This window comes from Streptomyces sp. NPDC096040, assembly GCF_040303265.1.
Lineage (GTDB): Bacteria > Actinomycetota > Actinomycetes > Streptomycetales > Streptomycetaceae > Streptomyces.
Genome location: NZ_JBEOTA010000011.1, coordinates 81,331 through 95,648, shown reverse-complemented (window position 1 = coordinate 95,648; position 14,318 = coordinate 81,331). Strand labels below are relative to the sequence as shown.

Sequence of the window (14,318 nt, the reverse complement as noted above, 5' to 3'; positions counted from 1 at the left end):
TCTCCAGGCTCGTAAAGTTAGGAAACTTTACTAACCCGGCTCAAACTAGGGTCCTGAGAGGGCCGTGTCAATCACCATGGCGCCCGCGCGAGTTGGCGGCGCAGGATTCAGGACGTGGCCGACCTGCGCTCGAAGACCAGGTCACGGGCGGTCCCGAGGGCCGTGGCCACCGCGCCGAGCAGCACCGCGTCCTCGCCGAGCCGGCTGGGCGCGAGCTTCGGGCGCAGCGGGGTGAGCGTGCGCAGATGGTCCCGGACCGGGCGCAGCAGCAGGTCGACGCTGTGGCCGACCCCGCCGCCCAGCACCACCAGGTCGGGATCGAGTACGGCCGCGGCCGCCGCCACCGTGTGCGCGATCCGCTCGCCCTCGAGCCGTACCGCCTCGACGGCGGCGGGGTCCCCCTGGCGGGCCGCGTCGAACACGGACTTCGCGGTGAGCTGCCCGCTCATTCCGAACCGGCGCGCCGCCTCGACCACGGCCACCCCCGACACCGCGTCCTCCAGCCGCTCGGATTTGCGCTGCCGCCCGGGCCAGGGCAGGAAGCCGATCTCCCCGGCGAGCCCGTGCGCCCCCGTGAACAGCCGGCCCTCGCTGACGACCCCCATCCCGAGACCGGTGCCGATCATGATGTACGCGAACAGCCGGCTGCCCGCCCCGACGCCGTACGTGTACTCGCCCAGCGCCGCGAGATTGGCGTCGTTGTGCACCTCCAGCGGGACGCCCAACTCGTCGTGCATCCGGTCGAACAGTCCCGCGCGCCCCCAGCCCGGCAGATGCATCGCGTACCGCACCCGCCGCTGCCGCTCGTCGTACACACCGGGCGTGCCCACCACCCCGTGCACCACCTCGGCCGGATCCACCCCCGAGTTGGCGACGACCTGCCGTGCGGTGGTGACCAGCAGGTCGGCCATCGCGCCCGAACCACGGGCCCGGTTGCGCACGTCGGAGCGGGCGACCAGGGTGCCGTCCAGGTCGGCGACCGCCACCCGCAGCCAGCCGCGGCCCACGTCGACGCCGAGCGCGTACCCGGCCGCCGGGTCGGGCGCGTACAGCACGGCCGTGCGGCCGCGCTCCGGAGCATGGGTGCCGACCTCGTGGACCATGCCCGCCGACTCCAGTGCCGCGAGCGCGCTGGAGACCGTCGGCTTCGAAAGCCCGGTCTCACGGGCGAGTTGGGCGCGGGAGGCGGAACCGAGCAGGCGCAGCCGGTCCAGCAGCAGCCGCTCGTTGGTGCTGCGCAGTCGCTGCCGGCTCCAGGGCTGTTCCTGCTGCTCTACGACGTCGCTGGCGGCCATCACACCATTCTCACCGATTCCTGACGCATACTTGACGCATCTAGTAAGGCTCCTTAACTTTATCGGCCATCCCGCCGAATCGGCCGCTGCCCGTCGTCCGCGTCCCGCTCTTCCCTCAGTGCCTCGCTCAGGAGCCCCTATGTCCGGTAGTCCCGATAGTCCCGGTAGTCCCCTCGGTCCTGGTAGTCCGCCGTCCGAAGGCGGTTTCGTCCGGCGCGTCGGCCAGTTCCAGGCCACCGCCATCAACATGAGCCAGATGTGCGGCATCGGCCCGTTCGTGACCATCCCGCTGATGGTGGGTGCGTTCGGCGGCCCGCAGGCGGTGATCGGCTTCGTGGCGGGCGCCGTGCTCGCGCTCTGCGACGGCCTCGTCTGGGCCGAGCTCGGCGCCGCGATGCCCGGCTCCGGCGGCAGTTACGTCTATCTGCGCCAGGCCTTCCAGTACCGCACCGGACGCCTGATGCCGTTCCTCTTCGTCTGGACGGCGATGCTCTTCATCCCGCTGATCATGTCCACGGGCGTGGTCGGCTTCGTCCAGTACCTGGGCTATCTCGCCCCCGGCCTCGGCCGGACCTCGGGCGACCTGATCGGGCTCGGCATCATCGCCCTGGTGGTGCTCCTGCTCTGGCGGGGCATCGAGCACATCGCCCGGATCACCGCCGTCATGTGGACGGTGATGATCGCCTCCGTGCTGCTGGTGATCGTCGCCGCGGCGAGCGACTTCAGCCCGCACCTGGCGTTCACGTACCCGGCGCACGCCTTCGACCTGACCAGCGACCACTTCTGGCTCGGCTTCGCCGCGGGCCTGACCATCGGCATCTACGACTACCTGGGCTACAACACCACCGCCTACATGGGCGCCGAGATCAAGGACCCCGGCCGCACCCTGCCGCGCTCCATCCTCTTCTCGATCGTCGGCATCATGGCTATCTACCTGCTGCTGCAGATCGGCACGCTCGGCGTCATCGACTGGCACCGCATGACGAACCCGGACGACATCGCCTCGACCTCGGTCGCCTCGGCTGTCCTGGAGAAGACCTGGGGCAAGGGCGCCGCCGACACCGTGACCGTCCTGATCCTGATCACGGCGTTCGCCTCGGTCTTCACCGGCCTGCTCGGCGGCTCCCGGGTGCCGTACGACGCGGCCCGGGACCGGGTCTTCTTCCGCCCCTACGAGAAGCTCCACCCCAAGCACCGCTTCCCGATGCTGGGCCTTGCCACCATGGGCGTGATCACCGCCGTCGGCTTCCTGATCGGCCGCCACACCGACCTGGCCACGCTGATCCAGCTGCTCACCACCGTGATGGTGATCGTGCAGGCACTGGCGCAGATCGTGGCGCTCACGGTGCTGCGCCGCCGCCAGCCGGCGCTGAAACGGCCGTACCGCATGTGGCTCTACCCCGTGCCGAGCATCATCGCCTTCGCCGGCTGGTGCGTCATCTACGGCTACGCCGACAAGAACTCCCCGGGCCGCCACCCCATCGAGTGGTCCCTGGCCTGGCTCGCCCTCGGCTGTGTGGCGTTCCTGATCTGGGCGCGCCTGGAGAAGGTGTGGCCGTTCGGGCGGAAGGAGGTCAGCGAGGAGTATCTGACGCCCGAGAGCCCGGTAGCGGTGTAGTCTCCCAGACACACGTCAGCCTCACCCGGCGCGGTCAACTCCCGTCGGGTGAGGCTTTTTTCATGTCCGACACCACTGAAACCGACGTCGTCGTCCGTCCGGCCTCCGTCGAGGACCGCTCTGCCGTCGAACGGCTGTGGCTGATGTTCCGCCACGACCTGTCCGAGTTCCGCCGGCTGCTGCCCAACCCCGACGGCACGTTCCGTAGCGAGCGCGTCGAGGACGCCTTCTCCTCGCCCGACTGGGCGCCGTATCTGTTCGTGCAGGGCGAGCATCCGGTCGGCTTCGCCTTCGTCCGGGGGCTGGGCGGACCCGTGCGGGTGCTCAACAGCTTCTTCGTGGCCCGAGGCGCACGCCGGACAGGCGTCGGGCTGCGGACCGTGCGCGAGGTCCTCACCCGGCATCCGGGCAGCTGGGAGATCGCGTTCCAGTACGAGAACCCAGGCGCCGTCGCCTTCTGGCGGCGGGTCGCGGCCGAGCTCGCGGGCGACGCCTGGACGGAGGAACCCCGTCCGGTTCCGGGCCGGCCGGAGCTGTCGCCGGACGTGTGGATCTCGTTCGATCTGGGGGTATGAGTGCGTGCAGCCCACCGCGGACGTTGACATGCAGGCAGGTGCCTGCATAACGTTGAGTGTGCGAGCAGAGGGCGACAGTGGAATGGACCAGGTCTTCAAGGCGCTGGCCGACGACACGCGCAGACGGTTGCTCGACCGGCTGCACGAGCAGAACGGGCAGACGCTGGGCGAGCTGTGCGAGCGCATCGCGATGACCCGGCAGTCGGTGACCGGGCACCTGGCCGTCCTGGAGGCCGCGAATCTGATCAGCACCGTGCGGCGGGGGCGGGAGAAGCTGCACTACCTCAACCCCGTGCCGCTCCACGAGATCCAGGAGCGGTGGATCGACAAGTTCGAGCGCCCGCGGCTGCGCGCGCTCGGCGACCTGAAGCGACGAGCCGAGGAAGCCATGAGCGACAAGCCCCGCTATGTCTATGTCACCTACATCGCCAGCACCCCCGAGAAGGTCTGGGACGCCCTCACGGACGCCGACCTGACCGCCGTCTACTGGGGGCACTCCAACGTCTCCGACTGGCGGCCCGGCTCCCGCTGGGAGCATGTGCGCACCGACGGCTCCGGCATCGCCGACGTGGTCGGCACCGTCGTCGAGAGCGAGCGCCCGGCCCGGCTGGTCACCAGCTGGGCCGCGCCGGAGCGCGAAGGGGAGCCGGACCGGCACTCCCGGGTCACCTTCGACATCCAGCGGCGCGCCGACATCGTCCGGCTCACCGTCACCCACGAGGACCTGGACGGAGAGGACGAGCTGCGCGGCGTCTCGGCCGGCTGGCCCGCTGTACTCTCCAACCTGAAGTCCCTCATCGAGACCGGCAGCCCGCTCCCGCAGGAGCCCTGGCTGGTGCCCGGCCGGTGACCGCGGCGGGGCCGGTCCGCCGTCACCGGACCGACCCCGCGTCCTCCCTTCCAAGGGGGAGTTCGGTGTGGCTACGCCAGAGGCGTCCGCCGGGCCGTCGAAGCGGCACACACCAGCCCGAGGCAGAAGGCCAGTGCGCCGATGACGATGTTGTTGATGATGACGCCCGTGTCCGGGCTGCGGCCGACCACCCAGGGCGCGACGATCATCCAGAGGCCCATGGCGCACATGGCCCAGCTGAGGCCGTACATGCGCTCCGGAGCCCGGGTGAACCCCAGCGCCAGCAGGCCTATCGCTATGCCGATGATCAGGTTGTGGGTCATCAGCGCCGGCTGGCTGGCCGTGTAGTGGAGGATCCACGGGGACGCCGCGCAGTACAGACCGAGCAGGAACACCGGTCCGTCCACGAGGGCCACATCACGACCGCCGAGCATGCGGTCGTAGCGCTCCCGCATCTCTCCGATATCGGGGTGGCTCGTTATGTCGCTTCTGCCGTGCGAGACGTTGGCCATGAGTCGTCTCCTTTGACTGTGCAGGCCTGACCGCGTCTGGTGCGTGCGGAAATACGCCGCTATCGGACATTGTGCCCTTATTTCTTCTTTATGTGTAGAGCGGGACGCGGATACCGGAAACAGGCGGGGAGCAGGGCGTCCCCGGCCGTCGAGGAACCGCTGACCGCCGCCGTGGAGTGGGACGCAAGTGGGCGTCGTCCGGCGGCCGTTACGACGAGGTCGAGCACCTGGTCGAGCACCTGCTGTCCTGGCATGTCTCCACCGCCCCTGCGCCGTCGCACCCCGCCGCCCGAGCGGCAGGGCGCCGGACCCGTCGCCCCTGGTGGGGGGGTGAAAGGCGCGCGCCGCCGTCCCCTGGTCGTGCTGGGCGGACCCGGCTGGTCCGGTCCGAGGCAGGGGGCCATGCGCGGGGCTGCCTCAGTCGCGGGCGCGGGCTCGCTTGAAGCGGGCGAGGCCCTCGGAGAGCTCGACGACCGGGTCCGGGTAGCCGTCCTGTCCGGCCCGGTCCGGACCCCGCAGCTTCCAGGGCTCGTGCACCGCCGGGCCGTCGATTCCGGCGAGTTCGGGAACCCAGTGGCGGACGTACGCCCCGTCGGGGTCGTAGCGCCTGGCCTGGGTGACGGGGTTGAGGACGCGGTTGGGGCGGGTGTCGGTGCCGGTGCCCGCCATCCACTGCCAGTTGAGCTGGTTGTTGGCGACGTCACCGTCGACCAGGAGGTCCAGGAAGTGGCGGGCGCCCACGCGCCAGTCGACGTACAGGGTCTTGGCGAGGAAACTCGCGGCCAGCAGCCGGCCCCGGTTGTGCATCCAGCCCTCGTGGCGCAGCTGGCGCATCGCCGCGTCGATCACCGGGTATCCGGTGCGGCCCTCCTTCCAGGCCTCGACGTCCTCGCGGGCGGCGTACTCGGAGCGCCAGCGATCGTGTCTGGTCCGGTAGTCGGCGATGGCGGCCGCCGGCCGGGCGGCGAGCACCTGGCGGTGGAAGTCACGCCAGGCGATCTGCCGTACGAAAGCCTCGGCGCCGGGGCCGGCCGCCTTGCGTGACCGGTGGACCAGTTCGACGGGGGAGAGCGTCCCGAAGTGCAGATGGGGCGAGAGACGGGAGGTGGCGTCGCCCGCCAGGTGGTCGTGGCGTTCCTCGTACGTGCCGATCCCGCCGCGCAGCCAGGCCGACAGACGCTTGCGGCCCTCCGTCTCCCCGCCGGCCGCCAGGCCCTCGGACACTCCGGAGAGGCCGGTGCGGGAGGGCAGACCTTCGGAGCCGACCCCGTCCGGGACCCGCACGGTGCGCGGGACGGCGAGCGCGTCCCGCAGCCGCACGCCGGACCACCGGCGGAAGTACGGGGTGAAGACGGCGAAGTGGTCCGAGGAGGCCGGGGTGAGGTCGCCGGGTGTCACGGCGGTGGTCACGGTGTCGTGCACGTGCAGGCGCCGTCCCTCCGACTCCAGCGCCCGGCGCAGCCGCCGCTCCCGCAGCAGGGCGTAGGCGCTGACGTCGCCGGCCAGATGCACTTCGTCGGCGCCCGTCTCGGCGGCCACCTTGCACACCTCCTCGACGACGTCGCCGGAGCGCACCACCAGCCGTCCGCTCCTCTCCCGCAGACCGCCGTCGAGGTCCCGCAGGCAGTCGGCGAGGAACGCCAGCCGGTTGGGCACGGCGAACCCCGCGTCCGTGACGCCCTTGTCGCGTACGAACAGCGGGACCACCTCGCCGGCCTCGTTCGCTGCCCGCAGCGGCGGATGGTCGTGCAGGCGCAGGTCGGCGGTGAACAGGACGACCGAGACGCTCATGGTGCTTCTCCGGGGTCGAATGGCTGGCGGCCGGTGAGGTGCTTCCGGCCCGGCGGGCACCGCGGATGCGGTCGTCAGCCGCCGGGCGTGGGTTCCCTCGCGGGGGTGGCCGGGATGCGGGCCGCGGCGAGCGCGATGTTGCGGGCCATGCCGCCGAACACGACCGCGTGGAAGGGGGAGACGCTCCACCAGTAGGCGTGGCCGAGCAGCCCGTGCGGATGGAAGAGGGCCCGCTGGCGGTAGCGGGTACGGCCGGCGGGGTCCGTGTCGGCGTACATCTCCAGCCAGGCGAGACCCGGCAGCCGCATCTCGGCCCGCAGCCGCAGCAGACGGCCTGGCTCGATCTCCTCCACCCGCCAGAAGTCCAGCGAGTCGCCGGCCCGCAGCCGGACCGCGTCCCGCCGCCCCCGGCGCAGCCCCACCCCGCCCACCAGCCGGTCCAGGCGTCCCCGCACCGCCCAGGCCAGGGGGAAGGAGTACCAGCCGTTGTCGCCGCCGATCCCCTCGATCACCTGCCACAGGGCCTCCCGCGAGGCGTCCACGATCAGCTCCCGCCGGTCCGTGTACAGGCTGCCGCCCGCCCAGTCGGGGTCGGTGGGCAGCGGGTCGCTGGGCGCGCCGGGCACCGCCGCCGACGACCAGCGGGTGGCGACCCGCGCATCACGGACCCGCTGCAGGGCCAGCCGCACCGCCTCGTCGAAGCCGATCGGGCAGCCGGGAGGTTCGGGCAGGTACCGCGCGATGTCGTGCTCGTGGCAGACGACCTCGTGGCGCAGCGACTCGGTCAGCGGCCGGGCGATCGACGCGGGGACCGGGGTGACCAGCCCGACCCAGTGACTGGACAGGCCGGGGGTCAGTACGGGCACGGGGAGGATGACCCGGCGGGGCAGTCCGGCGACCGCCGCGTACCGCAGCATCATGTCGCGGTAGGTCACCACGTCCGGTCCGCCGATGTCGAACGCGCGGCTGACGTCGGCCGGCATCCGGGCACTGCCGACGAGATATCGCAGCACGTCGCGGACCGCCACGGGCTGGATGCGGGTGCGCACCCAGCTGGGGGTGACCATGACCGGCAGACGCTCGGTGAGGTAGCGCAGCATCTCGAAGGAGACGGAGCCCGAACCGATGACGACCGCGGCGCGCAGGACGGTCGTGGGCACACCGGAGTCCAGCAGGATCCGGCCCACCTCGGCCCGCGACCGCAGATGCGGTGACAACTCGGATTCCGCCACGCCCGACGGCGTCAGGCCACCGAGGTAGACGACGCGCCGCACCCCTGCGGCGCGGGCCGACTCACCGAAGATCCGCGCCGCCCTGCGGTCGGTCGCCTCGAAATCGTCGCCGGTGCCCAGCGCGTGCACCAGGTAGTAGGCGACGTCGACGCCCCGCATGGCTTCGGCGACGCGGGCGGCGTCCGTGACATCGCCTCGCACCACCTCCGCCCGCCCGGCCCAGGGGTGGTCGCGCAGCTTGCCGGGGGAGCGCGCCAGACAGCGCACCCGATGGCCCTGGTCGAGCAGCTCCGGCACCAGCCTGCCGCCGATGTATCCGGTCGCCCCGGTCACCAGGCAACGCAGGCCGGGGGCGTCGTCGTCAGCGTTCATCAGCTCTGCGTCCTCCGCGTCTGACCCCCTGGAGATCACTTCCACGCGTGCCGCCGTTTCGGATGCGGCGGTTCCATGGTCCGGCCGCCGGCGACAGCGGTCGACCGGGAGCGGTATACGGCGGCGCCGGGACGTCCGGGGGCTGGAGCGCGCGGGGCCGCTTCCGCGCGCCGTCGGCAGCGGCCCTGTCCGCTCCCTCGGCATGTCCGCGCCCATCGCGGGCAGGCGAACCACAGGAGAGGAGCCCTGTCCAGTCGATGGAAGGACGCTGGAGGTGTCAGCCGCTATGAGCGCGAAGGTGTTGGAGCGTTTCCCTGCCGGATCACCGCGGGGATCCTGGCCGGCGGAGGAGTACGCGGCGGAGCGCCGCGCCGAGGGCGAGCCTGCCACGGTCGTGATGGATCTGCGGACGGACGCCTTCCTGGTCGTGGTCCCCGGCCCGGACGACGACTGACAGTGAGGGACGGCTGAACCCGTCACCCGCGAGGGTTGACTCCGGCGCGCGGGATGACCTCGGCACCGGGGCGGCTGCCTCCGGCACGCGGGACGGCTGACCCCGGGCATCCGCGGGGGCTGACTCCGGCACGCGGGATGACCTCGGCACTGGGGCGGCTGCCTCCGGCACGCGGGACGGCTCCGCCCTGCGGGACGGCTGACCCCGGGCATCCGCGGGGGCTGACTCCGGCACGCGGGATGACCTCGGCACTGGGGCGGCTGACCCCAGGCACCCCCGAGGGCCGGACCTGCCATCCGCGGGGGCTGACCCCCAGGCATCCCCGAGGGCCGGGCCTGCCACCCGCGAGGGTGACTCTGGGCAGCCGGAGCGGCTGTCCCCGTCAGGCGCGACGGCTGCACCGACAACGGCGGTCGGCTGACAGATCCTTGACCGCCGCTTCGGCCTCCGCGATGCTGTGTTGCGATTCACGAGATGCGTGTCGTAATGGGCAACATCTCGCCCCCTCTGTCAGCCGAGGAGTGGCCATGTCCCAGCAGGTCCATGCCGTCGTCGCGCGGAGCAAGGGCGCCCCTGTCAGCCTGGAAACGATCGTGGTGCCCGATCCCGGGCCGGGTGAGGCGCTGGTCAAGGTCGAGGCCTGCGGGGTCTGCCACACCGATCTGCACTACCGGGAGGGCGGGATCGGCGACGACTTCCCGTACCTGTTGGGACATGAGGCGGCGGGGGTCGTCGAGGCGGTCGGCGACGGGGTCACCGACGTGGCACCCGGCGACTTCGTCATCCTCAACTGGCGGGCCGTGTGCGGACAGTGCCGCGCCTGTCTGCGCGGGCGGCCGTGGTACTGCTTCAGTACGCACAACGCCAGGCAGAAGATGACGTTGACCGACCGAACGGAACTCTCCCCTGCCCTCGGGATCGGCGCCTTCGCCGAGAAGACGCTGGTGGCGGCCGGACAGTGCACCAAGGTCGACCCGGCCGCGTCCGCGGCGGCCGCCGGGCTGCTCGGCTGCGGGGTGATGGCGGGCATCGGCGCCGCCCTCAACACCGGTGGCGTCGGACGCGGAGACAGCGTCACCGTGATCGGCTGCGGCGGCGTGGGCGCCGCGGCGGTCCTCGGCTCGAACCTGGCCGGGGCGGCGAGGATCATCGCGGTGGACATCGACGACCGCAAGCTGGACACGGCGCGGAAACTCGGCGCCACCCACACGGTCAACTCCCAGGAGAACGACGCCATCGAAGCGGTGCGGGAGTTGACCGGCGGCTTCGGCGCCGACGTCGTGATCGAGGCGGTGGGGCGGCCGGAGACCTACCGGCAGGCCTTCTACGCCCGTGACCTCGCCGGGACCGTCGTGCTGGTCGGCGTCCCCACCCCGGAGATGAAGCTGGAGCTGCCGCTGCTGGACGTCTTCGGCCGGGGCGGGGCGCTCAAGTCGTCCTGGTACGGGGACTGTCTGCCCTCCCGTGACTTCCCGATGCTCATCGACCTCTGGCTGCAGGGCCGCATCGACCTGGACGCCTTCGTCACCGAGACCATCGCCCTGGACGAGGTCGAGAAGGCCTTCGAGCGGATGCGCCACGGTGACGTCCTGCGCTCGGTGGTGGTCCTGTGATGAGCCAGGAGCGGACAGACCGCGGTTTCTGAAACCGCCCCCGCGACGACGCGGCCCTGCCCCGGTGACGGGCCCTCGCACGGCACCGGAGCAGGGCCGTCGGCGCACTCGAAGGGATGCCTGTTTCCCCTGTTCACCCCTGCTTTCGAGGGCGCTTCGGCGTGCCCGGGGACCGGCCGTCGCGGCCCGTGCGAACCAGCGCGTGAACGCCTTGACAACGCTTCGGAGCCGCCCTCAGACTGGCGTTGCGCTCATCGCAATCCGTTTCGCTATACGCACCGAGGTGTCATGATGATTCCCGCGTGCCGTCTCGCGGATCTGCCGCGAGGCGAGGCTCACCGGCTCGATATCGACCCGCCTGTCTCGGTGTTCCACACCGAGGACGGCGAGCTCTTCGCCATCGACGACACGTGCACCCACCAGGACGCCTCGCTCGCCGACGGCTGGCTGGAGGGCCGCGAGGTCGAATGCCCCCTGCACGCCTCCAAGTTCGACCTGCGGACCGGTGCCGTGGACGCACCCCCGGCCAAGCGTCCGGTCCGCACCCACGAGGTCGTCGTCGAGGACGGCACGGTCTACGTCCGGCTGTCCCCCGACGCGCCCAACCTGCCGCCGTGCGTCGCCGCCCGGCTCGCCGGAGGCGCGGCGTGAGGACGGTGGCCGTGGTGGGTGCCTCGCTGGCCGGTCTGTCGGCCGCGCGCTCGCTGCGGCAGCGGGGGTACGACGGCCGGCTGGTCGTCATCGGCGATGAGCCTCATCGCCCGTACGACAGACCGCCGTTGTCCAAGGAGTTCCTGGCCGGCACCCTCGGCGAGGCGGACCTGGCGCTGGAGCGGGACGACGAGGAACTCCGTGCGGAGTGGCTGCTCGGGATGCGCGCCACCGGGCTCGACCGCACCGGACGGGCGATCCGGCTCGCCGACGGCCGGGAGGTCCGCGCCGACGGCGTGGTCGTCGCGACCGGGGCCGCCGCCCGCACCCTGCCCGGCACCGAGGGCCTCGCCGGGGTCCATGTGCTGCGCACCCTCGACGACGCCCGCGCCCTGCGGGGCGATCTTTCCCGGGGCGGCCGCCTTGTGGTGATCGGCGGCGGGTTCGTCGGCGCCGAGGTCGCCTCCACGGCGTACGCCCTCGGGCTCGACGTGACCGTGATCGAGGCGGCGCCGACCCCGCTGGCCGGACCGCTCGGACAGGTCATGGGGGCCGTGGTCTCCGCCCTCCACGCCGACCACGGGGTACGGCTTTTGTGCGGGGTGGGGGTCAAGGGGCTGAGCGGCGAGCGGCAGGTGGACGCCGTACTCCTGGAGGACGGCCGCAGTGTGCCCGCCGACACCGTCGTCGTCGGCGTGGGGGCGCGCCCCTGCGTCGAATGGCTGGAGGGTTCCGGCGTCGTGCTCGACAACGGCGTGAAGTGCGGTGCCGACGGGCGTACCAGCGTGGCCGGAGTGGTCGCCGTGGGCGACTGCGCCAACTGGTACGACCCGCACACCGGCGACCACCGCAGGGTCGAGCACTGGACCGGCGCACTCGAACGGCCGGCCGCCGCCGTCGCCGCGCTCCTCGCGTACGGGGCGACGGAACCGGGCGTCCCCCGGCCGCCGTACTTCTGGTCCGACCAGTACGGCGTGCGGATCCAGTTCGTCGGGCGCGCCGCCGGGGCCGACGAGGTGACGGTCGAGGAGGGCTCGACCGACGACCGCAGCTTCCTCGCCGTCTACCGGCGGGCGGGTCGTCCGGTCGCCGTGCTCGGGATGGACCAGCCGCGCCTGTTCACGCGCTGGCGCAAGCAGTTCGGCACCACCGCGTCCTGACCCGGCGCCCGCGCCGTCCCACCGAACCACGACGTTCTCCGAGGAGTGCACCGTGACCTCGACCAGCCTGCCGGACAGCCTGATCGCCACCCTCCCCGGTTCCGCCTACACGGATCCCGGGATCTTCGCCCAGGAACAGGAACGCATCTTCGAGACGATGTGGTTCTGCGTCGCCCGCGCGGCGGACCTGCCGAAGCCCGGCGCGTTCCGCACGGTCGACGTGGGCCGGGAGAGCATCCTGGTCACCCGCGCGCGGGACCGTTCGGTCCGCGCCTACTTCAACGTCTGCCGGCACCGCGGGGCCAAGCTCCGCACCGAGGACACGGGCGAGGTCAGGCACGCCTTCCAGTGCCCGTACCACGCCTGGACCTACGACCTCGACGGCAGGCTGGTCGCGGCACCCAACCTCACCAGGATGCCCGACGTGGGCCGGACCGAGTACGGCCTGGTGGGCGTGGCCGTACGCGAGTGGCTCGGCTATGTGTGGGTGTGCCTCGCGGAGGACCCGCCCTCCTTCGAGGAGGATGTGATGGGGGCCGTCGTCGAGCGGCTGGGCGACACCGGCTCGATCGAGCACTACGACATCGACCACCTCTCGGTGGGCCGCCGGATCGTCTACGACGTACGGGCGAACTGGAAACTCATCATCGAGAACTTCATGGAGTGCTACCACTGCGCCACCATCCACCCCGAACTCACCGAGGTGCTGCCCGAGTTCGCCGACGGTTACGCGGCGCAGTACTACGTGGGCCACGGCGCCGAGTTCGGCGCGGACATCCAGGGCTTCACCGTCGACGGTTCGGAGGGGCTCGACCGCATCCCCGGAGTCGCCGCGGACCAGGACCGGCGCTACTACGCGATCACCGTGAAACCGCAGGTGTTCATCAACCTCGTCCCCGACCACGTGATCTTCCACCGGATGTACCCGGTGGCCGTCGACCGGACGGTCGTCGAGTGCGACTGGCTCTACCTGCCGCACGTCGTGGAGAGCGGCAGGGACGTCAGCCGGTCCGTGGAACTCTTCGACCGGGTCAACCGCCAGGACTTCGACGCCTGCGAACGCACCCAGCCCGGGATGAGCTCACGGCTGTACGCCAAGGGCGGAGTGCTGGTGCCCAGCGAGCACCACATCGGCGCCTTCCACGACTGGGTCCACGAGCGGCTCGATACCCGGCAGCCGGAGTGAAGGAGAGAGGGCGCCCGTGGCCCGCGGGGAACGCGGACGCGGGCCGTACGGCGGTCGTCCCCGGGGTGGTCAGCCCAGGTAGCCCATGCGGTGGCTGATCTCGTCCGCGCCCTTGACCAGCACCGGAGCCAGTTCGTGCATACGCTCCTCGGTGAACCGGTAGGACGGCCCGGACGCGCTGATCGACGCGACGACCTTGCCCTCCCGGTCCCGGATCGGCGCGGCCATGGCGTGCAGCCCGATCTCCAGCTCCTCCAGCGTCCAGGCGTAACCGCGCTCCCGGGCCTCGGCGAGGTTCTTCTCCAGCTTCGCCTTGGAGGAGATGGTGTGCGGCGTGAGCTTCTTCAGGCCCCCCTCCGAGACCAGCGCGGCCCGTGCCTTCGCCGGCAGATGGGCCAGCATGATCTTGCCGCTGGAGGTGGCGTGCAGCGGGGTCAGCTGGCCGACCCAGTTGTGCGCGGTGACGGCGGCCGTACCGCGCACCTGGTAGAGGTTGATCGCGTAGTGCTCCTGCATCACCGCGATGTTGACCGTTTCGCCGATCTCGTCGGCCAGCCGCTCGCACACCTGCCGGCCCTGCTGGGTGACGTCGATACGCCCGGTGACCGCGCCCGCCAGACGTACGATGCCGAAGCCGAGCGCGTACTTGCCCCGTTCGCCCGCCTGCTCCACCAGACCGCGCGCCTCCAGGGCGCCGAGCAGACGGAACGCGGTCGACTTGTGTACGTCGATCTCGGCGGCCACCTCGCTCACGCCCGCCTCGCCGCGCTGGGCGAGGATCTCCAGGACGCTGATGGCGCGGTCGACGGACTGCACGCCGCCGGAAGATGAGCCGTGCGTTTCGGTATCCGGACTGTAGTTGCTCATAACGGAACTATACGCGGAGTAAACAACAGCACCCAAGAAACGCGATGTGAACAAAGATCTTACAAGTTGCGTTGTTCGCAACCTAGTGCGCATAGCGATACCCGTACTAGCATGCCGCGCACATCGACGGCGCGAGCGGGAC

At 71.4% G+C, this 14,318-nt stretch carries 13 protein-coding genes and 1 pseudogene; 9 read left to right on the top strand and 5 right to left on the bottom strand.

Annotated features, from left to right (window positions below; genetic code table 11):
- Positions 1–107: 107 nt before the first annotated feature.
- Positions 108–1,295: an ROK family transcriptional regulator gene (locus ABTY98_RS16890; protein WP_352221677.1), complete on the bottom strand. Its 1,188-nt coding sequence runs from the start codon at positions 1,293–1,295 to the stop codon at positions 108–110.
- A gap of 139 nt (positions 1,296–1,434) precedes the next feature.
- Here ABTY98_RS16890 and ABTY98_RS16885 point away from each other — a divergent pair, with 139 nt between their 5' ends.
- The 3 genes from ABTY98_RS16885 to ABTY98_RS16875 all read left to right on the top strand — a co-directional run bounded on the left by ABTY98_RS16885 (position 1,435) and on the right by ABTY98_RS16875 (position 4,338).
- The gene (locus ABTY98_RS16885) at positions 1,435–2,913 is read left to right on the top strand and encodes an APC family permease (protein WP_352221676.1); all 1,479 of its coding nucleotides are present in this window, start codon (positions 1,435–1,437) and stop codon (positions 2,911–2,913) included.
- Between the two features lie 62 nt (positions 2,914–2,975).
- Entirely contained in the window at positions 2,976–3,488 is a 513-nt protein-coding gene (locus ABTY98_RS16880; RefSeq protein WP_352221675.1) for a GNAT family N-acetyltransferase, read from the top strand.
- A gap of 82 nt (positions 3,489–3,570) precedes the next feature.
- Entirely contained in the window at positions 3,571–4,338 is a 768-nt protein-coding gene (locus ABTY98_RS16875; RefSeq protein WP_352221845.1) for an ArsR/SmtB family transcription factor, read from the top strand.
- A 71-nt stretch (positions 4,339–4,409) separates the two neighbouring features.
- Here ABTY98_RS16875 and ABTY98_RS16870 read toward each other — a convergent pair whose 3' ends face one another.
- The gene (locus tag ABTY98_RS16870; RefSeq protein WP_352221674.1) at positions 4,410–4,850 is read right to left on the bottom strand and encodes an SPW repeat protein; all 441 of its coding nucleotides are present in this window, start codon (positions 4,848–4,850) and stop codon (positions 4,410–4,412) included.
- A 176-nt stretch (positions 4,851–5,026) separates the two neighbouring features.
- On the opposite strand from ABTY98_RS16870, the pseudogene ABTY98_RS16865 reads away from it, so the two are divergent.
- Positions 5,027–5,258 (top strand): annotated as a pseudogene (locus tag ABTY98_RS16865) (hypothetical protein); the annotation flags it as partial.
- Positions 5,259–5,267: 9 nt separating this feature from the next.
- On the opposite strand, the gene ABTY98_RS16860 reads toward ABTY98_RS16865, so the two are convergent.
- Entirely contained in the window at positions 5,268–6,641 is a 1,374-nt protein-coding gene (locus tag ABTY98_RS16860; RefSeq protein WP_352221673.1) for a cryptochrome/photolyase family protein, read from the bottom strand.
- A gap of 74 nt (positions 6,642–6,715) precedes the next feature.
- Positions 6,716–8,245, bottom strand: coding sequence for an SDR family oxidoreductase (locus ABTY98_RS16855; RefSeq protein WP_352221672.1), 1,530 nt, complete (start codon positions 8,243–8,245; stop codon positions 6,716–6,718).
- 286 nt (positions 8,246–8,531) lie between these two features.
- Here ABTY98_RS16855 and ABTY98_RS16850 point away from each other — a divergent pair, with 286 nt between their 5' ends.
- The 5 genes from ABTY98_RS16850 to ABTY98_RS16830 all read left to right on the top strand — a co-directional run bounded on the left by ABTY98_RS16850 (position 8,532) and on the right by ABTY98_RS16830 (position 13,309).
- Positions 8,532–8,699, top strand: a complete 168-nt coding sequence (locus tag ABTY98_RS16850; protein WP_352221671.1) for a DUF8839 family protein — start codon at positions 8,532–8,534, stop codon at positions 8,697–8,699.
- Positions 8,700–9,226: 527 nt separating this feature from the next.
- Complete coding sequence (locus ABTY98_RS16845; protein WP_352221670.1) at positions 9,227–10,312, top strand: S-(hydroxymethyl)mycothiol dehydrogenase; 1,086 nt, start codon at positions 9,227–9,229, stop codon at positions 10,310–10,312.
- A 288-nt stretch (positions 10,313–10,600) separates the two neighbouring features.
- Complete coding sequence (locus ABTY98_RS16840) at positions 10,601–10,963, top strand: bifunctional 3-phenylpropionate/cinnamic acid dioxygenase ferredoxin subunit (protein WP_352221669.1); 363 nt, start codon at positions 10,601–10,603, stop codon at positions 10,961–10,963.
- Entirely contained in the window at positions 10,960–12,123 is a 1,164-nt protein-coding gene (locus ABTY98_RS16835) for an NAD(P)/FAD-dependent oxidoreductase (RefSeq protein WP_352221668.1), read from the top strand. The genes ABTY98_RS16840 and ABTY98_RS16835 overlap by 4 nt, the downstream gene beginning before the upstream one ends.
- 52 nt (positions 12,124–12,175) lie before the next feature.
- The gene (locus ABTY98_RS16830) at positions 12,176–13,309 is read left to right on the top strand and encodes an aromatic ring-hydroxylating oxygenase subunit alpha (RefSeq protein WP_352221667.1); all 1,134 of its coding nucleotides are present in this window, start codon (positions 12,176–12,178) and stop codon (positions 13,307–13,309) included.
- Positions 13,310–13,378: 69 nt separating this feature from the next.
- Here the strand turns inward: ABTY98_RS16830 and ABTY98_RS16825 are convergent, their stop codons facing one another.
- Entirely contained in the window at positions 13,379–14,176 is a 798-nt protein-coding gene (locus tag ABTY98_RS16825; RefSeq protein ID WP_352221666.1) for an IclR family transcriptional regulator, read from the bottom strand.
- Positions 14,177–14,318: the final 142 nt, after the last annotated feature.